Source organism: Acidovorax sacchari (genome assembly GCF_042847045.1).
GTDB classification, from domain to species: Bacteria; Pseudomonadota; Gammaproteobacteria; order Burkholderiales; family Burkholderiaceae_C; genus Paracidovorax; species Paracidovorax sacchari.
Genome location: NZ_AP035783.1, coordinates 3,300,929 through 3,325,928, shown reverse-complemented (window position 1 = coordinate 3,325,928; position 25,000 = coordinate 3,300,929). Strand labels below are relative to the sequence as shown.

Sequence of the window (25,000 nt, the reverse complement as noted above, 5' to 3'; positions counted from 1 at the left end):
AGAATGCGTGCAACGCTTTCTCTGCCGTCCCATGACCGAACCCAACCGTTCCGCACTGCCCACCGGTATCGATGTCCAGGAAGCCGCCTTGGAGGCACTGCGCCGTGCCGATCCATGCATCTGGTTCAACCCGCAGCGCAGCGCAGACATTCCCGCCACGATGGATGCGGAGGGTCGCCACATTAGTCTGCATGATACGCAGGCCGCCTCGGACAGGTTCCGGCGCTTCGGGGGACTCCTGGCCCGGCTGTTCCCCGAACTCGAGGCCACGGGCGGGGTCATCGAATCACCTCTGATCGAAGCAGGCGCGCTCTCGGATGCCATGGGGCTGGAGGCCGGTTGCGGCCGGCTGTGGATCAAGGCGGACCACGGCCTTCCCGTGGCAGGCTCGATCAAGGCGCGCGGCGGCATCCACGAGGTGCTGGAATTCGCGGAAACCCTGGCCCTGCGCGAAGGTCTGTTGTCCCCCGGACAGGATTGCCGGGTACTGGCCGAAACCGCTGCGCGCGAGGTGTTCGGGCGCCACCAGGTGGCGGTGGGCTCCACGGGCAACCTGGGCCTGAGCATCGGCGTGGCGGCCTCGGCGCTGGGCTTCCGGGCGGCCGTGCACATGTCCGCCGACGCCAAGGAGTGGAAGAAAGAGCGCCTGCGCCGCCGGGGCGTCGAGGTGGTGGAGCACACGGGCGACTACGAGCGCGCCGTGGCTGCGGGGCGCAGCCAGGCCCAGGCCGATCCGTTCAGCCATTTCGTGGACGACGAACGCTCCCTTTCGCTGCTGCTGGGGTACAGCGCCGCGGCGCTGCACCTGCGCGGCCAATTGGCGGAACAGGGCATCGCGGTGGACGCCGCCCACCCGCTGTTCGTCTATCTGCCGTGCGGGGTAGGGGGAGCACCGGCGGGCATCACCTTCGGCCTGCGCCAACTGCTCGGGCCGCATGTGCACTGCTTTTTTGCCGAACCGGTGCAATCGCCGTGCTTCCTCGTGCAGATGGCTGCGCCGGCCGGCACGCACCCGTCCGTGTACGACCTGGGCCTGACCAACCGCACCGAGGCCGACGGCCTGGCGGTACCGAGGGCGTCGCTGCTGGCTGCGGGGCTCATGCAGCCCCTGCTGTCGGGCATCTTCACCGTCCGTGACGACACCCTGTTCGAGCATCTCGTGCGGGTGCTGGACGCCTCGGGCGAGCGCATCGAACCCTCCGCCGCGGCGGGTTTCAGCGGGCCGGGTTGGCTCACGGGCTCGGATGCCGGGCGCCACTGGTTGCGGGAGCAGGGCCTGGACCGACACCTGCCGCAGGCCACGCACCTCGTCTGGACCACGGGTGGGCTGTTCGTGCCCGAAGCCGAACACCGGCGCTTCGAGGCCCGCGGCCGGACCCTGCTGGAAGCTGCCTGAGCCGCGCCGCTCCTGCCCCATTCATCTTTCATTCACTCACCGGAAAGACCACCATGAACCGCGCCAAGAGGATGCTGTTGTCCGCCATTGCCTGCTGCCTGGGAAGCGCCGCGCTGGCCCCGGCCTTCGCACAGGAAACCTATCCGGCCAGGCCCGTCACCCTGGTGATCCCGTTCCCGCCCGGCGGCGCCACGGATGTGCTGGGCCGCGTCATCGGCAAGAAGCTGGGCGATGTGCTGGGCCAGAGCGTGGTGATCGACAACCGCGCGGGCGCCGGCACGGTGATCGGGGCATCCTATGTCGCCAAGGCCGCGCCGGACGGCTATACGCTCCTGATGAGTTCCGGCACCACCTTCACCGTCAATCCGGCCGTGCGCGCGAAACTTCCCTACGATCCCGTGAAGAGCTTCGAGCCGATCGGCATCACCGGTCGCACCGGGCTCATCCTGCTGGCCGGCAAGAGCGTGCCGGCCAATGACGTCAGGCAGTTCGTGTCCCTGGTCAAGGCCGCGCCGGACAAGTACTCCTATGGCTCCTTCGGTTCCGGCACCACCTCGCAGTTCGCCGGCGAGGCCTTCTTCCACCTGGCGGGCCTGAAGATCCAGCATGTTCCGTACAAGGGCAGCGCGCCGGCCATGGTGGACCTCATGGGCGGACAGATTCCCTTCACGGTCGATACGGTCGCAGCCGCACTGCCCCAGCTCAGGGAAGGAAAGATCAAGGCCATCGCCGTCACTTCGGCCAGGCGTTCCTCGCTGCTGCCGGACGTGCCCACGCTCGCCGAGAACGGCTACGCGATCGACATGGATACGTGGCTGGCGATGGTGGCTCCGGCCGGCCTGCCGCCGGCCGTGAAGGCCCGCCTGGAGCGCGCGCTGGCCCAGGTGATGGAGGACCGCGAAACGCGCGAGAAGCTGCTGGCCAACGGATTCGAACCGTCCTATGGTTCATCCAGGGTGCTGGCCTCGCTCATCGAGAAGGAACTGCCCCTGATGCGCGCCGTGGCCCAGCGTGCCGGCATCACTGCCGACTGACCACCTGACCGGTTTTTCCGGGTATTTTCAAACCTTCAGGAGACAACGCCGCCCTTCCGGGGCGGCGCACCACATGACACAGACCGCATCCTCCTCCGCTTCCCTCGTCGAGCTGACCGCCCCCGAACTGCGCCTGCGGATCGCCCGCCGCGAGATCTCGCCCGTCGAACTGCTCGAGGCGTGCATCGCACGCATCGAGGCCCTCAACCCCTATGTGAACGCCATCACTGCCACCTGCTACGACCGGGCCCGGAACGAGGCGCGCGAGGCAGAGCGGGCAGTGCTGCGCGGCGATGCCCTCGGGTTGCTGCACGGCCTGCCGCTGGGCGTGAAGGACCTGGAGGCCACGCAGGGCCTGCTGACCACCTACGGCTCGCAGATCTACCGCGAGCACATTCCCGCGCAAGACAACGTGCTGGTCGCGCGCCTGCGCCGCGCCGGTGCGATCGTCACGGGCAAGACCAACATCCCCGAGATGGGGGCCGGCGCCAATTCCCGCAACACGGTATGGGGTGCCACCGGCAACCCCTTCGATCCCCGCCTGAACGCGGGGGGCTCGTCCGGCGGCTCGGCCGCGGCCCTGGCCTGCGACATGCTGCCGGTCTGCACCGGCTCCGACACCGGCGGTTCCCTGCGCATTCCCGCGGCCAAATGCGGGGTGGTGGGATTCCGTCCGTCGCCGGGGGTGGTGCCGAGCTCCCGCAAGCTGCTGGGCTGGACGCCCATCTCCGTCGTGGGGCCCATGGGCCGCACGGTGGAGGAGGCCTGCCTGCAGCTCGCGGCCACGGCCGGCATGTCGGCGGGCGATCCGCTCAGCTACCCGCTGGATCCTGCGGTATTCCTGTCCCTGCCCGAGGTGGACCTGTCCACGCTGCGCGTCGGGTACACGGAGGACTTCGGTGCCTGTGCCGTGGACGACGGCATCCGCGAGACGTTCCGCGGCAAGATCGCCGCCATGCGGCACCTGTTCCGCAGTTGCGATCCCATCGCGCTGGACCTGGGCGACGTGCACCGCTGCTTCGACGTGCTGCGCGCCGAGGCCTTCGTGGCGGGCACGCGGGAAGCCTACGAGCGCGATCCCGCCAGCCTGGGGCCCAACACCCGCGCGAACTACGAGATGGGCGCGGCCATGACGCTCATCGACAGTGCCTGGGCACAGGCCGAGCAGACGCGCATCCTCGCGCGCTTCCAGCAGGCGTTCGAATCGTTCGATGTCATCCTGGCGCCGACCACGCCGGTTTCGCCTTTCCCCTGGACGGAGCTGTACGCCAGCCACATCAACGGCGAGCCGCAGGCCAACTACTATCGCTGGCTGGCCCTGACCTACGTCACCACGCTGACCACCCATCCCGCCCTCAGCCTTCCCTGCGGGCGGGACAGCCGCGACATGCCGTTCGGCCTGCAGGTGGTGGGCCGCTTCCGGGACGACCTGGGCACACTGGCCATCGGCCGCGCGATGGAGCGGTCCTTTGCCGGCATCCGGGAACTGCAGCGCCCGCGGCCGGCGCTGGACCGGCTGGCCCCGGTCGAGCCGGCGCTGACTTCCCTCGTGACCACGGCACCCGACGCACGCGATGCACGCGGCGAGCCGCGCCTGGACGGCTCGGGCAGCCAGGGAGTTGCCCAGGCCTCTGCGGTCTGACGGATCGCGGTCGATCGAAAGAAAAGGAATCGGCATGACCGAACTGGTGGACTTCCTCGTGGTGGGGGCCGGCATTGCCGGCGCCTCGGTCGGCTGGGAACTCGCGCATGCGGCGCCGGGCGCCAGCGTGCTCGTGCTCGAGCGCGAACCGCAGCCCGGCTACCACACCACCGGCCGCTCGGCGGCGCTCTTCATGGAAACCTACGGCACGCCGCAGATCCAGGCGCTCACCCGCGCCAGCCGGGCATTCTACGACCATCCGCCCGAGGGCTTCGCCGAGGGCCCGATCCTCTCGCCCCGGGGCGTGGTGTACGTGGCAGGCCCCGACCAGCTCGACCTGCTGGGTGCGGCGCTGGCGGACGCCCTGCAGCGTTCGCCGAACGTGCAGCACGCCACCCGCGAGCAATTGCTGGAGTGGCTGCCGTGCCTGCGGCCGGAGGCGGTAGCGGCAGGCATGCGCGAGCCCGGCGCGGCCGACATCGATGTGCATGCCCTGCACCAGGGCTATCTGCGGGGGCTGCGCCAGCGGGGTGGCCGCCTGCTGCCGGATGCCGGCGTCGCTGCCATCGAAAGGCAGGACGGTGCCTGGCACGTGCATCTCGCGTCAGGCGCCACGGTGCGCGCCCGTGCCATCGTCAACGCGGCCGGAGCGTGGGCGGACGAGGTGGCCGCCATGGCCGGCATCCCGGCCATCGGCCTGGAACCGCGGCGGCGCACGGCCTTCACATTCCCGGTTCCGGCGGGAATGGACGCGTCGGGCTGGCCCGCGGTGGTGGGCATCGACGAGAGCTTCTATTTCAAGCCGGATGCCGGACAGCTCCTGGGTTCTCCCGCCAACGCCGATCCCACGCACCCGCACGACGTGGTGCCCGAGGAGCTCGATGTGGCGACCGGCATCTGGAACATCGAGCAGATGACGACGTTCCAGATCCGCAGGCCCTCGCACACCTGGGCGGGCTTGCGGTCCTTCGTCGCGGATGGGGACATGGTCATCGGCTGGGACAACCACGTGCAAGGGTTCTTCTGGCTGGCGGGGCAGGGCGGCTACGGCATCCAGAGCGCCTCGGGCGTGGCATTGCTGGCGCGCAACCTGTTGCTGTCGGAGCCACTGGCGCCCGCATTGTCGGCCCAGGGCGTGGACCCCGCGGCCCTGTCGCCGGCGAGGCTGCGCTGAAAAGTGGCCGGGCTGCCCCGGCGATCAGGCGTAGGTATTGACCTGGGTGCCCAGGGAGCCGGAGGTGGCCAGTTGCGGCTGGGGCAGGGCTTCCAGCAACTGGGCCGCGGACGACTTCTGGATGTCCATGGCCTTCTTCAGCACGGTCATGTTCACGGCGTCCGAGGTCTTCTGGCTGGCCATGGCGGTGGCGGTGTTGACGAGGGATTGTGTGAGGCCGACATCCATGGAAATCTCCTTGTGCAGCCCCGCTGGGAGGCCGATGGGCAAAAGATGCCTCGTTATCGGCCCGTCGGCGGCATGGCTTGAGTACTGTTACACCTGACCGGTTTTATCCTCGGGTAAACCCCTGGATCAGTCCAGGGCGCTCGATCCGTAGGCATCGCAGGCGGACAGGTCGGAATCGCTGCCCTTCGGCAACTGGCTGGCCGCATCCCGCAGGGCGGTCCGCAGCCCTTCCTCCAGCACCGGATGGTAGAACGGCATGCGCAGCATGTCGTGCACCGTGAGTTCCCGGTCCATGGCCAGCGCCAGCAGATGGGCCATGTGTTCGCCCGCCGGAGCGCACATTTCCGCGCCCAGCAACCGGCCGGTGTCCCGCTGGGCGTAGAGGCTCAGGCGCCCCTGGTTGCGCTGCGCCACGCGGGCGCGCCCCTGCCGCGAGAAATCGACGGTGCCGGTCACCGACTCGTCCCGTTTCAGGTCCTTGTAGCGCCTGCCGACGGTCGCCGCGTTCGGTTCCGTGAACACGATGGACAGCGGCATGCGGCGACGGAATCCGCGCACTTCGGGAGCCAGCGCATTGAGCCCGGCGATGTGCCCGTCGTCGGCCGCCTCGTGCAGCAGGGGGCGGAAGTCGTTCGCGTCCCCGGCCATGAACACCGGCAGGTCGCCGACCTGCACCGTGCGGCGGTCCACCGGCGGCATGCCATGCCCGTCCAGTTCCACTCCCAGCGTTTCCAGCCCGAGGTGCTCCACATTCGGACGGCGTCCCATGGCCGCGAGGACCTGGTCCACCACGACCGTGGCGCTGCCGTTGGAGACTTCGATCCCTCCTGGCACCTCGCGCAGCGTCACCTCCTCTCCGACGTTCAGCACGAATTCCGATTTCAGCAGCCCCAGCAGCGCGTCGTTCACGGCGGGGTCGGAGAGCCCGGCGATCTCGTTGCGGCTCGAGAATGCCGCCACCTCCACGCCCAGCCGCGCGAGTGCCTGGGCCATTTCCGCACCGAGAGGTCCCAGGCCGATGACGGCGATGCGCGGGCCCAGTTCGCGCTGCTCGAACAGGGTATCGGTTGTGAGGATGCGGTCCCCGAAGGCCAGCCATTCCTCCGGAACGATCGGCCGGGAACCTGTCGCGATGATGATGCTGCGGGTGTCGTACACGTGGCCATCCACCTCCACCCGGTGCGGGCCCATGAGCCGGGCATGCCCGGCGATGCCCAGGGTGCCGATGTCGGACGCCTTGCGCGCGCCCGCGACGAAATCATCTCGCAGCGCGCGGATGCGCTCCAGCACCGCCGGAAGGTCCACCCCCAGCGACTGCTGGCCGCGGATGCCGAACGTATCGAAACTGTGGCGGCGGTGGAAGGCATCTGCGGCCTCGATGAGCATCTTCGACGGCATGCATCCCACCCGGGCACAGGTGGTGCCCCACGGGCCGTCGTTCACGATCCGCACCCGCTCCGTGCGTTTGCGCACTTCGCGCAACGCGGCGAGGCCGGCGGAACCCGCTCCGAGGATGATGACGTCCAACGTGTCGCTCATGGGCCTGGATCTCCTGCTCTGGGTGGTTGACTCGGCAGGAAAGTGTCGGCGCGCGTGCGCATGGCGGCATGTAGGCGGAAAGGCTGTCTTGTCCTGGCAGCCCGGGCCGGGCCGCTCTCAGGCCTCGGGCCAGCCGGCCCGTCCCTGGGCGGCGTCGTCGATGCGCTGCTGGAACGCCGCGGCGCGCTGCGCCGGAATCGACAGGCGCAACAGGACCAGCGAGCCGTGCTCCACGCCCTGCAGTCGGGCCCCTGCGGTCTCCACCTCGCGGCGCACGAGTCCTTCCAGTGCGTAGGGCACCAGGCACTGCAGGGTGGCCATGCGTTCCAGCGGCACCTTGTCCGCCTGGAGCAGGGCCTGGGCCACGGTGTCCGCATACGCCCGCACGAGCCCTCCGGCGCCGAGCTTCACCCCGCCGAAGTAGCGCACCACGGTGGCGAGGACTCCCTCCAGATCCTGGTGCCGCAATACCTCCAGCATGGGCCGGCCTGCCGTGCCCCCCGGCTCTCCGTCATCCACCGCGGCCGACTGGCCTCCGGCCAGCAACGCCCAGCAGACATGGGCGGCGCCCGGGTGGTCGCGCCGCAGGCCGTCCACGACCTGCTGGGCGGTGGCCCGGTCGGCCACGGGCTGCACGCAGCCGATGAAGCGGCTCTTCTTGATGACGAGTTCGCTGTGCGAAGGCGCTCGGAGTGTTTGCGGCATAGGGGGCGCAAGTGTAGGCGGACGGGCAACAGTGGCCTCCCTTCCTGGGCATTGATGCACGTCAACGGCCCCGTGCGCCGCCTTTCCTACGATAGGCCATCGCCGCATCGGCGGCATTGACCGAAGGAGAAACCCGACATGGCAAGACATTGGAAGGCATTGGCCCTGGCTCTGGCGCTGGGCGCCGGCGCATCCGCCCAGGCGGCGGACTGCAGCGTGGACATCGAAGGCAACGACGCCATGCAATTCAACAAGGCTGCCATCGCCGTACCCCAGAGCTGCAAGCAGTTCACCGTCAAGCTCAAGCACGCTGGCAAGCTGCCCAAGACGGCCATGGGCCACAACTGGGTGCTCACCAAGGCATCGGATATGCAGGGCGCTTCGACCGATGGCATGGCGGCCGGCGCGGAAAAGAATTTCGTCAGGGACGGCGACAAGCGCGTCATTGCCCACACGAAGATCATCGGCGGTGGCGAAAGCGACTCGGTGACGTTCCCGGTCTCATCCCTCAAGGCCGGGGAGTCGTATGCCTATTTCTGCTCGTTCCCGGGTCACTCGGCGCTCATGAAGGGCACGCTGACGCTCTCGAAGTGAGGCATCGCCAGGGCGGGGCAGCGAACGCCCCGTCCGGCCACGGTATAGCCGGGCCCCATGTGGCTCGGGCGCCACGGCGGGATGTTTTGTCATGGAGGAGGCGTGCCGGCCTACAGGAGGCCTGCATCAGCCCCCGTACGCTCATCGGGGTACTCCCCGCATGAAGACCATGCGACGCCCCACGTCGCTACAGGAAGCCCGCCATGCTGTCCTTCAATCTGAGCTCTTTCGCGCTGCCCCGTCCATTTTCCGCGCTGCCCTTCCTGGGCGATGCTTCGGGTGCTTCACCCGCCACCCAGGCGACCGCGGCGCCATCCGCCCCGGCGGACGGCTGCCTCCTGGTGTCGGCCTACGAAGATCCTCCTGCGGATCTCGACCAGCGGGTGCGCGCCGTCGGCGAATGGTGAACGGGGCAGGCCGCCGGGGCCTTTGAGCCCTCGGCGGAGTTCCTGTCGGTCACGCCTGCAGCGCGGCGAACTGCATCGGCTGGGGCAGGGCGGCGTGCTGCGGCTGCAGCTTGAAGATCGATACGGCCTGCACGAGATCCTGGGCCTGCTGCTGCAGACTCTTCGCCGCCGCCGAGCTTTGCTCGACCAGCGCGGCATTTTGCTGGGTGGCCTCGTCCATGTGGTTCACGGCGACGCCCACCTGCGACACGCCATGGCTCTGCTCGTTGCTGGCGGCGCTGATCTCTCCGACGATGTCGCTCACCCGCTTGATCGACGCCACCACTTCTTCCATGGTCTGACCGGCCCGGTCCACCAGGGCCGTCCCTGCTTCGACCTGCGTCACGCTGTCGGTGATGAGGGTCTTGATTTCCCGGGCCGCCTGGGCGCTGCGTTGGGCGAGGCTGCGCACCTCGCTGGCGACCACGGCGAAGCCGCGTCCCTGCTCGCCCGCGCGGGCTGCCTCCACCGCGGCATTCAGCGCGAGGATGTTGGTCTGGAAGGCGATGCCGTCGATGACGCCGATGATGTCGGAGATGCGGCGCGAACTCTGGTTGATTTCCCGCATCGTGTTCACGACCTGGTTCACGGCGTCTCCGCCCTGCTGTGCCACACCGGTGGCCCCCTGAGCCAGCTGGTTCGCCTGCAGTGCGTTGTCGGCGTTGTGGCGCACGGTGGAGCTGAGCTCATCCATGGTTGCGGACGTTTGCTGCAGCGCGCTGGCCTGCTGTTCGGTGCGCATGCTCAGGTCGCCGGCACCGGTGGCGATCTCCGCCGAGCCGATCGCGATGGAGTCCGATGCGCTGCGCACCTGGGTGACGATGCGCGCCAGGCTGCTTTGCATGCTGGCGATGGAGGCCATCACGCTGCCCGCGGCAACGCCGCCAGCCGCGCCCAGTGGAGCCAGATCGCCTTCGGCCACGCGCTGGGCAGCCCAGCCCAGTTCGGACGGCTCCGCGCCCAGGGCACTCGACAGGCGGCGCGTGATGATCACGCCCGACACGATGGCCATGGCCACCGCGGCCAGGCAGGCACCGAGCAGAATGTTCCGTTGCCGTACGAAGCTCTCGGCCGCGGCTGCTTCCGTCGCGTCCGCGCGCTTTCCGGCGTCGGCCACGAAATCTCCGGTCTTGCCCGTGAGCTGGGCGAGCAGAGGTCGGCATTCGTTGTTGATCTTGGCCACGGCGGCGTCGCGCTGCCCGGCCACTGCCATCTTCACGATGTCGCGGGCCACAGGGCCGTACACCGACTCGATCTGCTCCAGCTCACCCAGCAATTGCCGGGTCGATCCCGGTGCAGAGCGATCCTGCTCGATCGCTTTCTTCAGTCCGGCCAGGTTTTTCTGGACGTCCTCGTCGGCCTTGAGCACCAGGGCCAGTTCCTTGTCCGCTTCCTGGCGCTCGGTGACGAGCACCAGGTTGCGCACTGCGATCGCCCGGCGGTTCACCGCGCTGCGCAGACCGCTCGCGAGGTCGGACTGTGCATTGATGCCTTGCACGTAGCCCGTGAACGTCTGGTTCGCATTGCCCAGCGAGTGGAGCGAAAGAACCGAGACGATGAGCACCATCACCACCAGGGCTCCGAATGCGATGCTGAGCTGGTTTTTGACGGTCATTGTGGCTTTGCGCATGGGGAGGCCTCCGTGGATAGATGTCGCGCTCTTGCAATGGGTGAACGCTGTAGCGAATTATTGCTCAATTTGAAAAAAATGATTTTATTGATTTCAATCGGCATGTTCAAGAATTTTTTTTGCACTTTTTACGGAACTTGCACGGCGTCCGGATCACCGTGAAACCACATCGTGACCGTGGTGGCCTGCGCAGCCCTGGACGCTTCCAGGGGCGGTCCCACTAGAATCCAGGGCCCCGCCCCCACGCCATTCCAATGAACGCCCCTGTCGACGTTTCCTTTTTCGCGCGCGCTGCCAAGCCGCTGACGAGCTATCGCCCGTACTGGGCGAAGCGCTTCGGCACGGCCCCGTTCCTGCCCATGAGCCGCGAGGAAATGCAGCAGCTGGGCTGGGACAGCTGCGATGTGATCCTGGTCACGGGCGACGCCTATGTCGATCACCCGAGCTTCGGCATGGCGGTGATCGGCCGCACGCTGGAGGCGCAGGGCTTCCGCGTCGGCATCATCGCCCAGCCCGACTGGCAGAGCGCCGAACCCTTCAAGGCGCTGGGCCGTCCCAACCTGTTCTGGGGCGTGACGGCGGGCAACATGGATTCCATGATCAACCGGTACACGGCCGACCGGAAGATCCGCAGCGACGACGCCTACACCCCCGGCGACGTCGGCGGCGAGCGTCCCGACCGCGCTGCCATCGTCTACAGCCAGCGTTGCCGCGAGGCGTTCAAGGACGTGCCGATCATCCTGGGCGGCATCGAAGGCAGCCTGCGCCGCATTGCCCACTACGACTACTGGAGCGACAAGGTGCGCCGCTCCATCGTGGTCGATGCCAAATGCGACCTGCTGCTCTACGGCAACGCCGAGCGTGCGCTGGTCGAGGTGGCGCACCGCCTCGCCGCGCGGGAGCCGGTCGAGCAGATCACCGACGTGCGCGGCACGGCCTTCGTGCGCCGGCCGGGCGATGAGACGGCCGCCGGCTGGTTCGAGATCGACTCCACCACGGTCGATGAGCCGGGTCGCGTCGAGGCCCACGTGAATCCCTACCTCACGACCAGCGAGCAGGCGGCCGCACAGGGCAGCAGCTGCAGCAAGGAGGAGGGCGCTCCCGCGGCACAGGATCCGAACCCCGCGGTGCAACCGATCCAGTTCGTGGCGAACCCGGCACTCAAGGCCAGGCTCAAGGTGCCCCCGCGCGAAAAGAGCGTCATCCGGCTGCCCAGCTATGAGCAGGTCAAGAGCGACCCGGTGCTCTATGCGCACGCCAATCGCGTGCTGCACCTGGAAACCAATCCGGGCAATGCCCGTGCATTGGTGCAGGCGCACGGGGAGGGCGCCACGGCGCGCGACGTGTGGATCAACCCGCCGCCCATCCCGCTCACCACGGCCGAGATGGACCATGTCTTCGATCTGCCGTATGCCCGCGGCCCGCATCCCAGCTATGCCGACGAGAACGGCAGCCACGATGGTGCGACGAAGATCCCTGCATGGGAGATGATCCGCTTCAGCGTGAACATCATGCGCGGCTGCTTCGGCGGCTGCACCTTCTGCTCGATCACCGAGCACGAGGGTCGCATCATCCAGAGCCGCAGCGAGGACTCGATCATCCAGGAGATCGAGGACATCCGCGACAAGGTCAAGGGTTTCACCGGCACGATCTCCGACCTGGGCGGCCCCACGGCCAACATGTACCGCCTGGGCTGCCGCAGCCCCGAGATCGAGGCCGCCTGCCGCAAGCCCAGCTGCGTCTATCCGGGCATCTGCCAGAACCTCACCACCGACCACGGCCCGCTCATCAAGATCTACCGCCGGGGCCGTGCGCTCAAGGGCATCAAGAAGATCCTCATCGGCTCGGGCCTGCGCTACGACCTGGCTGTGAAGTCGCCCGAGTACGTCCGGGAACTGGTGCAGCACCACGTGGGGGGCTACCTGAAGATCGCGCCGGAGCACACCGAGCAGGGCCCGCTCACCAAGATGATGAAGCCGGGCATCGGCAGCTACGACCGCTTCAAGCAGATGTTCGAGCAGTTCAGCGAAGAGGCGGGCAAGAAGCAGTTCCTGATCCCGTACTTCATTGCCGCCCATCCGGGAACCAGCGACGAGGACATGATGAACCTCGCCATCTGGCTCAAGAAGAACGGCTTCCGCGCGGACCAGGTGCAGACTTTCTACCCCAGCCCCATGGCCACCGCCACGGCCATGTACCACTCCGGCCGCAATACGCTGACGCGGGTGCGCCGCCAGATGCGCGATGCGGCCGAGGAGTCCGTGGATATCGTGCGCGGCGAGAAGCGCCGCCGCCTGCACAAGGCTTTCCTGCGCTACCACGACCCCAACAACTGGCCCCTGCTGCGCGAGGCGCTCAAGGCCATGGGCCGGGCCGACCTGATCGGCAACGGCAAGCACCACCTGATCCCGACCTTCCAGCCGATGACGGATGGCAGCTACCAGAGTGCCCGGCGCAAGAACAGCACGACGGTACAGGCCAAGGGGCCGGCGCCGGGCAAACTGCTGACCCAGCACACGGGGCTGCCGCCCCGCGCGGGTGTCCGCACGGGCCCGCGCGCCGGCGGTCCATCGCCCGGCAAGCCCGCTGCCGGGCCGCGGCCGATGGGTGCAGGGCGGAGCAAGCCGCGCTGAAACGCGTAGCGCTGGCTTTCCGGCCGCGCAGCCGCACCGCTCGACCCGGCGGGGACTGCAGCCCGGGCGGGAAGCCATCAGGGGGCAGGCTGGGGGATGAGGTCTTCGATGATGAGGCGCCGGTAGAAAAAAGCCGCGCTCGCACCCAGCGGTTCCAGTGACGCCTGCAGCGATTCCGGGCTGTCGTCCTCGCGCGGCCGGATCAGCAGTCCGTGGTGGCCCTGAGCCGCCAGGTCAGCAATGCGTCGCACGATCACGCCCTCCGCCCCCACGCTCGGCAGGGGGGTATCCGCATTGCCCAGGGTGCGCACGACGTGCTGGTGGATCGCGTCGGGCGGCGCGTGCGATACATCGGTGTAGCCCTGGTCCGCCAGGGCCTGCGACGCGTCGCGGCCGGGCTGCTCCCCGGGAAAAAGGGCGAATACGTAGCCCGTGGGATAGAACATGCCGGTGGGCGACGTCATGTCGGGGTCGAGTGCGAACGGCTTCATGGGCTCACCTCTTGTGGGGCAAAGGATGCGCGCACGTGGTGCCGCGCGACTCCAGCGATTGGGCAATGCCGCGTTGCATCCGACAGGTAGGGCAAGCCAGCAGCGTGCTGTCGGACGGCGCCGATGTCCCGGCAATCCGCGCCGGTCAGTCGATGGTATGCAGGGGGATGTCCTCCTGCCGGGCCCAGCGGTCCAGTTCCTCCCGGTGACGATGGCGCAGGAAGCCGGCGATGGCTTCCCGGGTGGATGCATCGCGCGGATCGGCACCCGGCGGCAGGCCGACCGCGGCGCACAGCCGGGCCATGAAGTGCGGCTCCAGGGCCGCCAGCGCCACCCTCCCGTCTGCGCACCCATAGACGCGGTATCCCGCATGGGCGCCGCCCACGTCGCCGGCCGGCAGGGCCAGCCCCCAGGTTCTGGGTATTGCCAGCCACCGGGCCGCTGTCGCGAGTGCGATCTCGTGTTCCGTTCCCCGTCCGGTGGACTGCCTGGCGAGCAATGCGCGCAACACCGCCTCGGAGGCCAGCAGCGCGCCTGCCATGTCCACATGCAGGCTGGCGGGCAGCACCTGTCCTTCGGGCAGAAGCCCTGCCTCCGCCTGGTAGGTGAGATCGTGGCCGGGCGCTTCCGCGGCATTGCCGGGGCCGCCCACGATCCGGACCAGCGACAGCGCAGGGTGGCGATCCCGCAGTGTCGGCCAGTCCAGTCCGAGCCGTTGCAGCGCCGAGGGGCGGAACGAGGTGATCAGCACATCCGTGGCCGCCAGTTCCTGGTGCAGCAGCGCCTGTCCCCCAGGCGTTTTCAGGTCGGCCTGGAGCACGCGGACGCCGGCATGCAGCTCCGCGTAGGCCTGTGGGCAATAGAGCGCCATGGGGTCCGCGCTGGGCTGGCCCGCGGATGCCGGTGGCTCGAGCTTCGTGCACGCGGCGCCCTCGTCGCGGCACCGCGCCAGGGCCGCGGGTCCCGGGAGGTTCAGGGCGATGCTGAGAATGCGGAAACCGACCAGCGCGCCGTTGGAGTGGGGTAAGGAGGCCATGCTTCAGTATCGCCGGGACAGGGCAAAGGGGCATGCCGCCCATGCGCCCAAGAAAAAGCCGCCCGGAGGCGGCTTCCTGCTCATGCTGGCGCCCGCGGTCGGGCGCAGCCGGGGTCAGACCACCTTGGCGATCGACTGGCAGACGTAGTCGATGTTCTTGCTGTTGAGCGCGGCCACGCACATGCGGCCGGTGTCGGTGCCGTACACGCCGAACTCGGTGCGCAGGCGCACCATCTGGTCCTTGGACAGGCCCGAGTAGCTGAACATGCCGATCTGCTGCGTGATGAAGGACATGTCCTGCTGCACGCCGGCGGCCTTGAGGCCGTCCACCAGCTTCTGGCGCATGGCCTTGATGCGCACGCGCATCTCGCCCAGTTCCTTCTCCCACAGGGCGCGCAGCTCGGGGTTGCCCAGCACCGCGGCCACCACCGCGCCGCCATGCGTGGGCGGGTTGGAGTAGTTGGTGCGGATCACGATCTTCAGCTGGCTCAGCACGCGGGAGGCTTCTTCCTTGTCGGCGCACAGCACGGACAGGCCGCCCACGCGCTCGCCATACAGGCTGAAGCTCTTGGAGAAGGAGGTGGAGACGAAGAAGTTCAGGCCGGCGGCCACGAACTTCTGGATCACGGCGCCGTCCTCCTGGATGCCGTGGCCGAAGCCCTGGTAAGCCATGTCGAGGAAGGCCGTCAGGCCCTGGGCCTTGACCACGGCCACCACCTGGTCCCACTGCTCGGGCGTGATGTCGTAGCCGGTCGGGTTGTGGCAGCAGGCGTGCAGCACGACGATGGTGCCGGGCGCAGCGGCCTTGAGGCTGGCCAGCATGCCTTCGAAGTTCACGCCGCGCTTGGCGGCGTCGTAGTAGGCGTAGGTATCCACCACGAAGCCGGCGTTGGTGAACAGGGCGCGGTGGTTCTCCCAGCTCGGGTCGGAGATCAGCACCTTGGCATCGGGGCTGACCTTCTTGAGGAAGTCGGCGCCGATCTTCAGGCCACCCGTGCCGCCGATGGCCTGGACGGTCGCCACGCGGCCGGAGGTGACGGGCTCGCTGCCTTCGCCGAACACCAGCGACTTGACGGCGCTGTCATAGGCGACGATTCCGTCGATGGGCAGGTAGCCGCGTGCCGAAGGCTTGTCCATCATGGCCTTTTCCGCGGCCTGGACGCATTGCAGCAGGGGCAGCTTGCCGTTGTCGTCGAAATACACGCCCACCCCCAGGTTGACCTTGTTGGGGTTGGTGTCAGCAGCGTACTGCTCGTTCAGACCCAGGATCGGGTCGCGCGGTGCCATTTCGACGGCGGTGAAGAGAGACATGGAGTTTCCTTGGGGTATCGACGAAGGATGTCGGAACGGGAGACCGGGCCTGTTGTACTCTGCCAGGTCGCCCCGATTTTAAGGGCTCCACCTTGAGCCAGCCCATGCCAAAACCCATCGAAACCATGCCGGAGACGCGAGGCGAAGGCACCCTCGTGCGCTTCCCCGATTCGCCTTTCGAGCTCTACCAGCCGTACCCGCCGGCAGGTGACCAGCCCACTGCCATCGATCAACTGGTCGAGGGCGTGCGCGACGGCGAGGTCTTCCAGACCCTGCTGGGCGTGACCGGCTCCGGCAAGACGTTCACCATGGCCAACGTGATCGCCCGGCTGGGCCGGCCGGCGATCGTGTTCGCCCCCAACAAGACGCTGGCCGCCCAGCTCTACAGCGAGTTCCGGGAGTTCTTCCCGAACAACGCCGTCGAGTACTTCGTCAGCTACTACGATTACTACCAGCCCGAGGCCTACGTTCCCCAGCGCGATCTCTTCATCGAGAAGGACTCGGCCATCAACGAGCACATCGAGCAGATGCGGCTGTCGGCCACCAAGAGCGTGCTCGAGCGGCGCGACGTGGTCATCGTGGCCACGGTGAGTGCCATCTACGGCATCGGGGCGCCGGAGGACTACACCAAGATGCGCTTCATCATGCGCGTGGGCGACGAGATCAGCCAGCGCGACGTGATCTCCCGCCTGATCCGCATGCAGTACACGCGCAACGAGCAGGATTTCGCGCGCGGCACCTTCCGCGTGCGCGGCGACACCATCGACGTGTTTCCCTCGGAGCACAGTGAACTGGCCATCCGCATCGAATTGTTCGACGACGAGATCGAGACCCTGTCGCTGTTCGACCCGCTCACCGGTCGTGTGCGCCAGAAGATCCCGCGCTTCACCATCTACCCCAGCAGCCACTATGTCACTCCCCGCGACAAGGTGCTGGCCGCCGTCGAGACCATCAAGCTGGAGCTGAACGAGCGGCTGGCCCAGTTCGTGGCCGAGGGCAAGCTGGTGGAGGCGCAGCGCCTGGAGCAGCGCACCCGGTTCGACCTGGAAATGCTCAGCGAGGTCGGCCACTGCAAGGGCATCGAAAACTACACGCGCCACCTGTCCGGCGCCGCACCGGGCGATCCGCCGCCCACGCTTACCGACTATCTTCCCCCCGACGCCCTCATGTTCCTGGACGAGAGCCACCAGATGATCGGCCAGCTCGCGGCGATGTTCAACGGCGACCGCGCCCGCAAGACCACCCTGGTCGAATATGGCTTCCGCCTGCCGTCCGCGCTCGACAACCGTCCGCTCAAGTTCGAGGAATTCGAGCGGCGCATGCGCCAGGTCGTCTTCGTGTCGGCCACGCCGGCCGACTACGAGAAGACCCACTCCGGCCAGGTGGTGGACCAGGTGGTGCGCCCGACGGGTCTGGTGGACCCCATCGTGGAGGTCCGCCCCGCCACCCACCAGGTGGACGACGTGCTGCAGGAGATCCGCGTGCGTGTCGAGCGCAACGAGCGCGTGCTGATCACCACGCTCACCAAGCGCATGGCCGAGCAGCTCACCGACTACCTGACCGACAACGGCGTGAAGGTGCGCTACCTGCACTCCGACATCGACACCGTCGAGCGCGTGGAAATCATCCGCGACCTGCGGCTGGGGGCTTTCGACGTGCTGGTGGGGATCAACCTGCTGCGCGAGGGGCTGGACATCCCCGAGGTGTCACTGGTGGCCATCCTCGATGCGGACAAGGAAGGCTTCCTCCGGGCCGAGCGCAGCCTGATCCAGACCATCGGGCGTGCCGCGCGCAACCTGAACGGACAGGCGATCCTCTACGCAGACCGCATCACCGAGTCCATGAAAAAAGCCATCGGCGAAACGGAACGGCGGCGCGCGAAACAGATCGCACACAACGAAGCCCAGGGAATCACGCCACGGAGCATCGTCAAGCAGGTCCGCGACCTGATCGACGGGGTCTACAGCGAGAAGACCGGCCGGGAGGCCGAGCGTCTCGAACAGGAGGCCCTGCGACGGGCGCAGGTCGAGGACATGTCCGAAAAGGACGTCGCCCGCGAAATCAAGCGGCTGGAAAAGCAGATGCTGGACCATGCGCGCAACCTGGAGTTCGAACAGGCCGCCCGGGTGCGGGACCAGCTGAACCGGCTGAAGGCGCAGGCCTTCGGAGCCAGCGGGGCCGACCAGGCGGCTTGAACGGAAGGGGCGGGTGCTGCCTGGGCGAAAAGGTGACTGATGGGTTTTGTTACCCGACAAAAACAATAGGGTTTTGTGCTATACTTGGGCACAACACTCAAGAAAACAGCCCACGAAGAAGGGCTCCCGTGCTCCCCGTCCACTGGGGCTTCGCGCGGGAGTGTAGGGGCGGAGACGAGCCGGCAACCTCTGCGGTATGCCCACTGCCATCGGGTTCCGGCATTTCTATAACGGACAAGCTAGCAAAGGAGCTTGCGATGCGTCTCACTACCAAAGGCCGTTTCGCGGTCACCGCAATGATCGACCTGGCCCTCCGCCAGAACAATGGTCCCGTCACGCTGGCGGCGATCAGCCAGCGCCAGCAGATCTCGCTGTCGTACCTGGAGCAGCTCTTCGGCAAGCTGCGCCGCCATGAACTCGTCGAATCCACCCGCGGCCCGGGCGGCGGCTACACCCTGGCCCGCAAGGCGGCCGACATCACCGTCGCCGACATCATCGTGTCGGTGGACGAGCCCATCGATGCCACGCAATGCGGCGGCAAGGAAAACTGCCTGGGCGAGGCCGGCCGCTGCATGACGCACGAACTGTGGGCTTCCCTGAACCAGCGCATGGTCGAGTTCCTGGACTCCGTCACGCTGCAGAAGCTGGTGGACGACCAGATCGCCAAGGGTGTGCAGATCGAGGACAAGCCGGTGGTCCGCCGCGCCATTTCCACGACGCCGGTGGTCAAGCCCATCCGCGTGAATGCACCCAACTCCGTGTTCGCCCTGGGCAACGCATTCGCCAAATCCTGAACCCGACGGCCCGGGCGACCCCGGGGTTCGGGGCCGGCTCCGCCAGGGCCGATCCCGTCGCCACGATTCGCCAGCCAGACATTTACTGAGCCAGCCATGGACATGACACCGCATTTCCCCATCTACCTGGACTATGGAGCCACGACGCCGGTCGATCCGCGCGTGGTGGACGCCATGATCCCCTGGTTGCGCGAGCACTTCGGCAACCCCGCGTCGCGCAGCCATGCGTGGGGCTGGGAAGCCGAGGAGGCCGTGGAAAAGGCGCGTGCCGATGTCGCTGCGCTCATCCATGCGGACCCGCGCGAAATCGTCTGGACCAGTGGTGCCACCGAGTCCAACAACCTCGCCATCAAGGGCGCCGGCCAGTTCTACAAGGGCAAGGGCAAGCACCTCATCACCGTCAAGACGGAACACAAGGCCGTTCTCGACACCATGCGCGAGATGGAGCGCCAGGGCTTCGAGGTCACCTACCTGGATGTGCAGGAAAACGGCCTGCTCGACTTCGAGGTGCTGAAGGCGGCCATCCGTCCCGACACGATCCTGCTGAGCGTGATGTTCGTGAACAACGAGATCGGCGTCATCCAGGACATTCCCGCGATCGGAGCGCTGTGCCGCGAGAAGGGCGTGATCTTCCACGTCGATGCGGCCCAGGCCACCGGCAAGGTGGAGATCGACCTGCAGACCCTGCCGGTGGACCTCATGAGCCTGGCTTCGCACAAGACCTACGGCCCCAAGGGCATCGGCGCGCTCTATGTGCGCCGCAAGCCCCGGGTGCGCCTGGAGGCGCAGATGCACGGCGGCGGGCACGAGCGCGGCATGCGGTCCGGCACCCTGCCGACCCACCAGATCGTCGGCATGGGCGAAGCCTTCCGCATCGCCCGGGAAGAAATGGCGCAGGACCTCGCCAAGGTGCGCGTGCTGCAGAAGCGCCTGCTCGACGGGCTGACCGACATCGAGCAGGTGTTCGTGAACGGCGACCTCGAGCGCCGCGTGCCGCACAACCTCAACATCAGCTTCAACTTCGTCGAAGGCGAGTCGCTGATCATGGGCATCAAGGGGCTGGCGGTGTCGTCGGGCTCCGCATGCACCTCCGCGAGCCTGGAGCCCAGCTACGTGCTGCGCGCGCTGGGCCGCAGCGACGAACTGGCGCACAGCAGCCTGCGCATGACGATCGGCCGGTTCACCACCGAGGAGGAGATCGATTTCGCGGTGTCCTCCATCCGCCACAACGTCGCCAAGCTGCGCGAACTGAGCCCCCTGTGGGAAATGTACAAGGATGGCGTGGACATCAGCTCCATCCAATGGGCTGCCCACTGATCCCGGCAGCCGCGAAGAAGTGAAAGGCAGGTAGAAATCATGGCTTACTCCGACAAGGTCATCGACCATTACGAAAACCCCCGCAACGTGGGTTCGTTCGACAAGAGCGACGATTCCGTGGGCACCGGCATGGTGGGCGCCCCCGCCTGTGGCGACGTGATGAAGCTGCAGATCAAGGTGAACCCGGAAACCGGCGTGATCGAGGACGCACGGTTCAAGACGTATGGCTGCGGCTCGGCCATCGCGTCCTCGTCCCTGGTCACCGAATGGGTGAAGGGCAAGACGCTGGACGAGGCGGCGGCGCTCAAGAACGCCGAGATCGCCCAGGAACTGGCGCTGCCGCCGGTCAAGATCCATTGCTCCATCCTTGCGGAGGATGCGATCAAGGCCGCCGTGCAGGACTACAAGGCCAAGCACTCGGCCCTGGCGGGAGCCTGACCGGCCATGGCGATCACTCTCACGGAAGCCGCAGCGCGGCACGTCAGCCGGTACCTGTCCCGCAGGGGCAAGGGCCTGGGCGTGCGTCTGGGGGTGAAGACCACCGGTTGCTCCGGCCTGGCCTACAAGCTGGAGTATGTCGATGCGCCCGAACCCGAGGACGTGATCTTCGAGGACCACGGCGTCAAGGTGCTGATCGACCCGAAGAGCCTCGCGTACATCGACGGCACGCAGCTGGATTTCGTGCGGGAAGGATTGAACGAAGGTTTTCGCTTCAACAATCCCAACGAGCGCGACCGCTGCGGTTGCGGGGAAAGTTTCCGCGTCTGAACCGTCCGGCCCTCCGGGCGTTTCTGCCGGTGTCGCCGGCATGGACCATGACGAACCGCCATCGCAGGTGTGCTGGCGGTTTTTTTCTTGACATGAATCTGCAATCCGACGATTTCGAGCTTTTCGACCTGCCCAGGCGCTTCGCCCAGGAGCGCCCGGCGATCGATGCCCGCTGGAAAGCCCTGCAGCGGGAGGCCCATCCCGACCGCTTCGCGGCGCAGGGCGCGGCGGCCCAGAGGGTGGCAATGCAATGGTCCGTGCGCATCAACGAGGCCTACCAGCGCCTGAAGGATCCGATCCGCCGGGCGGCCTACCTGTGCGAACTCCACGGTGCACCCATCCAGGCAGAGGACAACACGGCCATGCCGGCGGCATTCCTGATGCAGCAGATGGAGTGGCGCGAAGCCCTCGACGAGGCCGCCGACGGGGCCGCCATCGACCGCCTGGAGGCGGAGGTGCGGCAGGCCCGTGGCGACGCACTGGATCGCTGCGGCGAACTGATCGACGCGCGCCAGGACTATGCGGCCGCGGCAGGGGCTGTCAGAAGCCTTATGTTCATTGAGCGCTTTGCGCTCGATATCGATCGCCGCCGGGAGCAACTGGAACAATAGCCCTCTTGCTCCTTTCGCAGGCCCGCATGGCCTCGCGCGTTTTCCATTTTTTTTGGACCAGGGCGCCTTCGCGGCCCACTTTCCCGTCCGGCTTGCCCGTTACCACCACCATGGCGCTTCTGCAGATTTCCGAACCCGGCCAGTCCCCGAATCCCCACCAGCGCCGCATCGCGGTCGGTATCGATCTCGGTACGACCCACTCGCTGGTGGCCGCCGTGCGCAATGGTGCCGCAGAGTGCCTGCCGGATGCCGAGGGCCGGTTGCTGCTGCCTTCGGTGGTGCGCTACCTGCCCCAGGGGCGTCGGCAGATCGGCTACGCGGCCATGGACTCTCGGTCGGAAGACGCCGCCAACACCCTGGTGTCTGTCAAGCGCTTCATGGGCCGCGGGCTCAAGGATATCGACCACCCCGAGCGCCTGCCCTACGCCTTCGTTCCCGGCCAGGAAGGCGACATGGTGGCGATGCAAACCGTGGACGGGGTGAAGTCGCCCGTCGAAGTGAGTGCGGAGATCCTGGCCGAACTGCGCCACCGTGCCGAGGACACCTTCGACGACGACCTGTACGGCGCGGTGATCACCGTGCCTGCCTATTTCGACGACGCGCAGCGGCAGGCGACCAAGGATGCCGCCCGTCTGGCGGGCCTGAACCTGCTGCGCCTCATCAACGAACCCACGGCTGCGGCCATTGCCTACGGCCTGGACAATGCCAGCGAGGGCGTCTATGCGGTCTATGACCTGGGTGGTGGAACCTTCGACATTTCCATCCTGCGCCTGACGCAGGGTGTGTTCGAGGTGATCGCCACCGGTGGTGATTCCGCGCTCGGCGGTGACGACTACGATGCCGCGCTGGCGGAGTGGGCGCTGCAGCGGCTGGATATCCGGGCAGAAAGCGCGCAGGACAAGGCGGCCGCGCGCATCGCGGCCCGGGCCTGCAAGGAAGGGCTGACGGCCGCGGAGAGCGCGCTGTTCTCGGCGCGCATCGGCGGCAGCGAGGTCCGGCTGGACGTGCTCCGCAGTGATTTCGACGCCATTACGTCGGCGCTGACGGAGCGCACGCTGGCCGCGGTGCGCCGGGCCCTGCGGGATGCGCGCCTGCAGCGGGAAGACATCCAGGGCGTCGTGATGGTCGGCGGGTCCACCCGCATGCCGCAGATCCAGCGCGCGGTAGCCGCGTTCTTCGGCACCGAGCCCTTGAACAACCTGAATCCGGACGAAGTGGTCGCCCTGGGCGCAGCCATCCAGGCCCACCAGCTCGCCGGCAACGACCCGGCGGGGGACATGCTGTTGCTGGACGTGATCCCGCTGTCGCTGGGCATCGAAACCATGGGAGGGCTCGTCGAGCGCATCATCTCGCGCAACGAGACCATTCCCACCGCCAAGGCCCAGGACTTCACCACCTACAAGGACGGCCAGACGGCCCTGGCCATCCATGTGGTGCAGGGCGAGCGGGACCTGGTCGCGGATTGCCGCAGCCTGGCGCGCTTCGAACTGCGCGGCATCCCGCCGATGGCGGCGGGAGCAGCGCGCATCCGCGTCACTTTCACGGTGGATGCCGATGGCCTGCTGGGCGTGAGCGCGCGCGAGCAGAGCACGGGGGTCGAAGCGCGGGTGGACGTCAAGCCGTCCTACGGCCTGTCCGATGACCAGATCGCGCGCATGCTGCAGGAAGGTTTCGCCACGGCGGGCGAGGACATGCGCGCCCGTGCGCTGGTCGAGGCCCGCGTGGAGGCGGACCGCATGCTCATGGCCACCCGCACGGCGCTGGAGGCCGATGGCGATATCCTGCCGCCGGCCGAGCGCCAGTCCATCGATGCGCTCGTGCAGGCATTGGAGGCGGTGCGCGAGCATGAAGATGCCTCCGCCATCGATGCCGCGACCCAGGCCCTCGCCCGGGGCACGGAAGCTTTCGCCGCCCGGCGCATGAACCGGGGCATCCAGCAGGCGCTGGCCGGCAAGAGCGTCCAGAGCCTCTGAGACACCAGAACATCCTTTCAAGCCAGCCCACGACATGCCTGTCATCAAGATACTGCCCCATCCCGAATACTGTCCTGCCGGCACCGAAGTGAGCGCGCCCGCGGGCACCTCGATCTGCGAAGCCCTGCTGGACAATGGCATCAAGATCGAGCACGCCTGCGACATGAGCTGCGCCTGCACCACCTGCCATGTGATCGTGCGGGAGGGCTACGAGTCGCTCAACCAGGCCGAGGAAGAGGAAGAAGACCTGCTCGACCGGGCCTGGGGGCTCGAGCCGCAGTCGCGGCTGTCCTGCCAGGCGATCCTTGCGCAGAAGGACGTGACGGTGGAGATTCCGAAGTACACGATCAACCATGCCAAGGAGAACCACTGATGCAGGCCCAGGCTGAATTCCGCCCGGTCGGTACCGCGGCATGTGCAGGAGCCCGGGCATGACGCGGCAGATCGTTCTCGATACCGAAACCACGGGCCTGTCCGCGGAGGGCGGCGACCGCATCATCGAACTGGGATGCGTGGAACTGTTGAACCGCAAGCTGACCGGCAACAACCTGCACCTGTACTTCAATCCCGAGCGCGACAGCCACGAGGACGCGCTGAAGGTGCACGGCATCAGCAATGAGTTCCTGAAGGACAAGCCCAAGTTCGCCGAGGTGGTGGACGAGATCCTGGAGTATCTCCAGGGCGCGGAAATCATCATCCACAACGCGGCCTTCGACGTGGGCTTCCTGAACAAGGAGCTGGAGCTGACGGGCCGTCCCGCGTTCACCAGCTACGTCGAGAGCGTGACGGACACGCTGGTGATGGCCAAGGAGATGTACCCGGGCAAGCGCAACTCGCTGGACGCGCTGTGCGACCGGCTGGGCGTGGACAACTCCGGTCGTACGCTGCACGGGGCACTGCTGGACGCGGAGCTGCTGGCCGATGTCTACATCAACCTCACGCGCGGCCAGGATGCGCTGCTGATCTCCGACGACGCGGAGGAGGGCGACGAGACCGCCGTGCGCCTGGCGCCGGTGGACCTTTCGGCCTTCACGCTGCCGGTGCTCCTGGCCAGCGAGCAGGAACTGGCTGCGCACGACGAAGTCCTGGCCCAGATCGACAAGGCCAGCGGCGGCAAAACTATTTGGAAAATTTCTTCGGACAGCCAAAAAGCTATGCCATAATCATGGGCTGCCGCAACAACGGCACTGGGGTGATTAGCTCAGCGGTAGAGCACTGCCTTCACACGGCAGGGGTCACATGTTCGATCCATGTATCACCCACCAGTTTTGATCCGGATGGCCTGCCTTGCAGGTGGTTCTTCCGGAATGGGTGATTAGCTCAGCGGTAGAGCACTGCCTTCACACGGCAGGGGTCACATGTTCGATCCATGTATCACCCACCATTCCAGACCCCCTGCAGGCCCTGCCCGCAGGGGGTTTTTGCTTTGCGTGCACCGGTAGCCAGGTGCTGCTCCCGGTGCCGGCGGCTACTGCTCCTCGGC

General features: G+C 67.3%; 23 protein-coding genes and 2 tRNA genes. 18 read left to right on the top strand and 7 right to left on the bottom strand.

Annotated elements, in window-relative coordinates; translation table 11 throughout:
• The first annotated feature begins 31 nt into the window (after positions 1–31).
• The 4 genes from ACGHC0_RS14835 to ACGHC0_RS14820 all read left to right on the top strand — a co-directional run bounded on the left by ACGHC0_RS14835 (position 32) and on the right by ACGHC0_RS14820 (position 5,246).
• The gene (locus tag ACGHC0_RS14835) at positions 32–1,396 is read left to right on the top strand and encodes a D-serine ammonia-lyase (RefSeq protein WP_415265969.1); all 1,365 of its coding nucleotides are present in this window, start codon (positions 32–34) and stop codon (positions 1,394–1,396) included.
• 53 nt (positions 1,397–1,449) lie between these two features.
• On the top strand, positions 1,450–2,430 hold the full coding sequence (locus tag ACGHC0_RS14830) for a Bug family tripartite tricarboxylate transporter substrate binding protein (protein WP_368351707.1): 981 nt from the start codon (positions 1,450–1,452) through the stop codon (positions 2,428–2,430).
• 73 nt (positions 2,431–2,503) lie between these two features.
• Positions 2,504–4,072, top strand: a complete 1,569-nt coding sequence (locus ACGHC0_RS14825; protein WP_415265968.1) for an amidase — start codon at positions 2,504–2,506, stop codon at positions 4,070–4,072.
• Between the two features lie 34 nt (positions 4,073–4,106).
• Positions 4,107–5,246: an NAD(P)/FAD-dependent oxidoreductase gene (locus ACGHC0_RS14820; protein WP_415265967.1), complete on the top strand. Its 1,140-nt coding sequence runs from the start codon at positions 4,107–4,109 to the stop codon at positions 5,244–5,246.
• A 24-nt stretch (positions 5,247–5,270) separates the two neighbouring features.
• Here ACGHC0_RS14820 and ACGHC0_RS14815 read toward each other — a convergent pair whose 3' ends face one another.
• From ACGHC0_RS14815 to ACGHC0_RS14805, 3 genes are all read right to left on the bottom strand, one after another.
• Positions 5,271–5,474: a YjfB family protein gene (locus tag ACGHC0_RS14815; RefSeq protein ID WP_368351704.1), complete on the bottom strand. Its 204-nt coding sequence runs from the start codon at positions 5,472–5,474 to the stop codon at positions 5,271–5,273.
• A 126-nt stretch (positions 5,475–5,600) separates the two neighbouring features.
• Entirely contained in the window at positions 5,601–7,013 is a 1,413-nt protein-coding gene (locus ACGHC0_RS14810; protein ID WP_415265966.1) for a dihydrolipoyl dehydrogenase, read from the bottom strand.
• 117 nt (positions 7,014–7,130) lie between these two features.
• Positions 7,131–7,718 carry an IMPACT family protein gene (locus tag ACGHC0_RS14805; RefSeq protein ID WP_415265965.1) on the bottom strand — a complete coding sequence of 196 codons (588 nt, stop codon included), beginning with the start codon at positions 7,716–7,718 and terminating at the stop codon, positions 7,131–7,133.
• A gap of 138 nt (positions 7,719–7,856) precedes the next feature.
• Here ACGHC0_RS14805 and azu point away from each other — a divergent pair, with 138 nt between their 5' ends.
• Together azu and ACGHC0_RS14795 are read left to right on the top strand one after the other, a co-directional pair.
• Positions 7,857–8,312, top strand: a complete 456-nt coding sequence (gene azu / locus ACGHC0_RS14800; protein ID WP_415265964.1) for an azurin — start codon at positions 7,857–7,859, stop codon at positions 8,310–8,312.
• A gap of 203 nt (positions 8,313–8,515) precedes the next feature.
• Positions 8,516–8,719 (top strand): hypothetical protein, encoded by a 204-nt coding sequence (locus ACGHC0_RS14795; protein ID WP_368351700.1) that lies wholly within the window; start codon positions 8,516–8,518, stop codon positions 8,717–8,719.
• Positions 8,720–8,768: 49 nt separating this feature from the next.
• On the opposite strand, the gene ACGHC0_RS14790 is transcribed toward ACGHC0_RS14795, so the two are convergent.
• The gene (locus ACGHC0_RS14790) at positions 8,769–10,388 is read right to left on the bottom strand and encodes a methyl-accepting chemotaxis protein (RefSeq protein WP_368351699.1); all 1,620 of its coding nucleotides are present in this window, start codon (positions 10,386–10,388) and stop codon (positions 8,769–8,771) included.
• Between the two features lie 254 nt (positions 10,389–10,642).
• Between ACGHC0_RS14790 and ACGHC0_RS14785 the strand changes: the two genes are divergently transcribed.
• A complete protein-coding gene (locus ACGHC0_RS14785) occupies positions 10,643–13,021 on the top strand; it encodes a YgiQ family radical SAM protein (RefSeq protein WP_415265963.1) in 2,379 nt (792 codons plus the stop codon).
• Positions 13,022–13,098: 77 nt separating this feature from the next.
• On the opposite strand, the gene ACGHC0_RS14780 is transcribed toward ACGHC0_RS14785, so the two are convergent.
• From ACGHC0_RS14780 to ACGHC0_RS14770, 3 genes are all read right to left on the bottom strand, one after another.
• The gene (locus ACGHC0_RS14780) at positions 13,099–13,512 is read right to left on the bottom strand and encodes a hypothetical protein (protein WP_368351697.1); all 414 of its coding nucleotides are present in this window, start codon (positions 13,510–13,512) and stop codon (positions 13,099–13,101) included.
• A gap of 145 nt (positions 13,513–13,657) precedes the next feature.
• On the bottom strand, positions 13,658–14,548 hold the full coding sequence (locus tag ACGHC0_RS14775; protein WP_415265962.1) for a CoA transferase: 891 nt from the start codon (positions 14,546–14,548) through the stop codon (positions 13,658–13,660).
• A gap of 114 nt (positions 14,549–14,662) precedes the next feature.
• The gene (locus ACGHC0_RS14770; protein WP_368351695.1) at positions 14,663–15,859 is read right to left on the bottom strand and encodes an amino acid aminotransferase; all 1,197 of its coding nucleotides are present in this window, start codon (positions 15,857–15,859) and stop codon (positions 14,663–14,665) included.
• Between the two features lie 104 nt (positions 15,860–15,963).
• Here ACGHC0_RS14770 and uvrB point away from each other — a divergent pair, with 104 nt between their 5' ends.
• The 11 genes from uvrB to ACGHC0_RS14715 all read left to right on the top strand — a co-directional run bounded on the left by uvrB (position 15,964) and on the right by ACGHC0_RS14715 (position 24,901).
• On the top strand, positions 15,964–18,054 hold the full coding sequence (gene uvrB, locus ACGHC0_RS14765) for an excinuclease ABC subunit UvrB (protein ID WP_368351694.1): 2,091 nt from the start codon (positions 15,964–15,966) through the stop codon (positions 18,052–18,054).
• A 257-nt stretch (positions 18,055–18,311) separates the two neighbouring features.
• Positions 18,312–18,848 (top strand): Fe-S cluster assembly transcriptional regulator IscR, encoded by a 537-nt coding sequence (gene iscR / locus ACGHC0_RS14760; RefSeq protein ID WP_011795546.1) that lies wholly within the window; start codon positions 18,312–18,314, stop codon positions 18,846–18,848.
• A gap of 96 nt (positions 18,849–18,944) precedes the next feature.
• Positions 18,945–20,165, top strand: coding sequence for an IscS subfamily cysteine desulfurase (locus tag ACGHC0_RS14755; protein ID WP_368351693.1), 1,221 nt, complete (start codon positions 18,945–18,947; stop codon positions 20,163–20,165).
• 39 nt (positions 20,166–20,204) lie between these two features.
• Positions 20,205–20,603 (top strand): Fe-S cluster assembly scaffold IscU, encoded by a 399-nt coding sequence (iscU, locus tag ACGHC0_RS14750; protein ID WP_011795548.1) that lies wholly within the window; start codon positions 20,205–20,207, stop codon positions 20,601–20,603.
• Between the two features lie 6 nt (positions 20,604–20,609).
• Positions 20,610–20,933 (top strand): iron-sulfur cluster assembly protein IscA, encoded by a 324-nt coding sequence (gene iscA, locus ACGHC0_RS14745; RefSeq protein WP_092837117.1) that lies wholly within the window; start codon positions 20,610–20,612, stop codon positions 20,931–20,933.
• A 92-nt stretch (positions 20,934–21,025) separates the two neighbouring features.
• A complete protein-coding gene (gene hscB / locus ACGHC0_RS14740) occupies positions 21,026–21,544 on the top strand; it encodes a Fe-S protein assembly co-chaperone HscB (protein ID WP_415268421.1) in 519 nt (172 codons plus the stop codon).
• Between the two features lie 110 nt (positions 21,545–21,654).
• Entirely contained in the window at positions 21,655–23,517 is a 1,863-nt protein-coding gene (gene hscA, locus ACGHC0_RS14735) for a Fe-S protein assembly chaperone HscA (RefSeq protein ID WP_415265961.1), read from the top strand.
• 34 nt (positions 23,518–23,551) lie between these two features.
• Positions 23,552–23,890, top strand: a complete 339-nt coding sequence (gene fdx / locus ACGHC0_RS14730) for an ISC system 2Fe-2S type ferredoxin (protein ID WP_415265960.1) — start codon at positions 23,552–23,554, stop codon at positions 23,888–23,890.
• A 58-nt stretch (positions 23,891–23,948) separates the two neighbouring features.
• A complete protein-coding gene (gene dnaQ / locus ACGHC0_RS14725; RefSeq protein ID WP_368351689.1) occupies positions 23,949–24,680 on the top strand; it encodes a DNA polymerase III subunit epsilon in 732 nt (243 codons plus the stop codon).
• Positions 24,681–24,707: 27 nt separating this feature from the next.
• Positions 24,708–24,782 (top strand) — tRNA-Val (locus ACGHC0_RS14720).
• A gap of 44 nt (positions 24,783–24,826) precedes the next feature.
• A tRNA-Val gene (locus ACGHC0_RS14715) sits at positions 24,827–24,901 on the top strand.
• Positions 24,902–25,000 lie beyond the last annotated feature (99 nt).

What these genes read in the sequence shown, in the direction of transcription:
- ACGHC0_RS14835 (WP_415265969.1), top strand. Translation starts at nt 32, where the DNA reads ATGACCGAACCCAACCGTTCCGCACTGCCCACCGGTATCGATGTCCAG.
- ACGHC0_RS14830 (WP_368351707.1), top strand. Translation starts at nt 1,450, where the DNA reads ATGAACCGCGCCAAGAGGATGCTGTTGTCCGCCATTGCCTGCTGCCTG.
- ACGHC0_RS14825 (WP_415265968.1), top strand. Translation starts at nt 2,504, where the DNA reads ATGACACAGACCGCATCCTCCTCCGCTTCCCTCGTCGAGCTGACCGCC.
- ACGHC0_RS14820 (WP_415265967.1), top strand. Translation starts at nt 4,107, where the DNA reads ATGACCGAACTGGTGGACTTCCTCGTGGTGGGGGCCGGCATTGCCGGC.
- ACGHC0_RS14815 (WP_368351704.1), bottom strand. Translation starts at nt 5,474, where the DNA reads ATGGATGTCGGCCTCACACAATCCCTCGTCAACACCGCCACCGCCATG.
- ACGHC0_RS14810 (WP_415265966.1), bottom strand. Translation starts at nt 7,013, where the DNA reads ATGAGCGACACGTTGGACGTCATCATCCTCGGAGCGGGTTCCGCCGGC.
- ACGHC0_RS14805 (WP_415265965.1), bottom strand. Translation starts at nt 7,718, where the DNA reads ATGCCGCAAACACTCCGAGCGCCTTCGCACAGCGAACTCGTCATCAAG.
- azu (WP_415265964.1), top strand. Translation starts at nt 7,857, where the DNA reads ATGGCAAGACATTGGAAGGCATTGGCCCTGGCTCTGGCGCTGGGCGCC.
- ACGHC0_RS14795 (WP_368351700.1), top strand. Translation starts at nt 8,516, where the DNA reads ATGCTGTCCTTCAATCTGAGCTCTTTCGCGCTGCCCCGTCCATTTTCC.
- ACGHC0_RS14790 (WP_368351699.1), bottom strand. Translation starts at nt 10,388, where the DNA reads ATGCGCAAAGCCACAATGACCGTCAAAAACCAGCTCAGCATCGCATTC.
- ACGHC0_RS14785 (WP_415265963.1), top strand. Translation starts at nt 10,643, where the DNA reads ATGAACGCCCCTGTCGACGTTTCCTTTTTCGCGCGCGCTGCCAAGCCG.
- ACGHC0_RS14780 (WP_368351697.1), bottom strand. Translation starts at nt 13,512, where the DNA reads ATGAAGCCGTTCGCACTCGACCCCGACATGACGTCGCCCACCGGCATG.
- ACGHC0_RS14775 (WP_415265962.1), bottom strand. Translation starts at nt 14,548, where the DNA reads ATGGCCTCCTTACCCCACTCCAACGGCGCGCTGGTCGGTTTCCGCATT.
- ACGHC0_RS14770 (WP_368351695.1), bottom strand. Translation starts at nt 15,859, where the DNA reads ATGTCTCTCTTCACCGCCGTCGAAATGGCACCGCGCGACCCGATCCTG.
- uvrB (WP_368351694.1), top strand. Translation starts at nt 15,964, where the DNA reads ATGCCAAAACCCATCGAAACCATGCCGGAGACGCGAGGCGAAGGCACC.
- iscR (WP_011795546.1), top strand. Translation starts at nt 18,312, where the DNA reads ATGCGTCTCACTACCAAAGGCCGTTTCGCGGTCACCGCAATGATCGAC.
- ACGHC0_RS14755 (WP_368351693.1), top strand. Translation starts at nt 18,945, where the DNA reads ATGGACATGACACCGCATTTCCCCATCTACCTGGACTATGGAGCCACG.
- iscU (WP_011795548.1), top strand. Translation starts at nt 20,205, where the DNA reads ATGGCTTACTCCGACAAGGTCATCGACCATTACGAAAACCCCCGCAAC.
- iscA (WP_092837117.1), top strand. Translation starts at nt 20,610, where the DNA reads ATGGCGATCACTCTCACGGAAGCCGCAGCGCGGCACGTCAGCCGGTAC.
- hscB (WP_415268421.1), top strand. Translation starts at nt 21,026, where the DNA reads ATGAATCTGCAATCCGACGATTTCGAGCTTTTCGACCTGCCCAGGCGC.
- hscA (WP_415265961.1), top strand. Translation starts at nt 21,655, where the DNA reads ATGGCGCTTCTGCAGATTTCCGAACCCGGCCAGTCCCCGAATCCCCAC.
- fdx (WP_415265960.1), top strand. Translation starts at nt 23,552, where the DNA reads ATGCCTGTCATCAAGATACTGCCCCATCCCGAATACTGTCCTGCCGGC.
- dnaQ (WP_368351689.1), top strand. Translation starts at nt 23,949, where the DNA reads ATGACGCGGCAGATCGTTCTCGATACCGAAACCACGGGCCTGTCCGCG.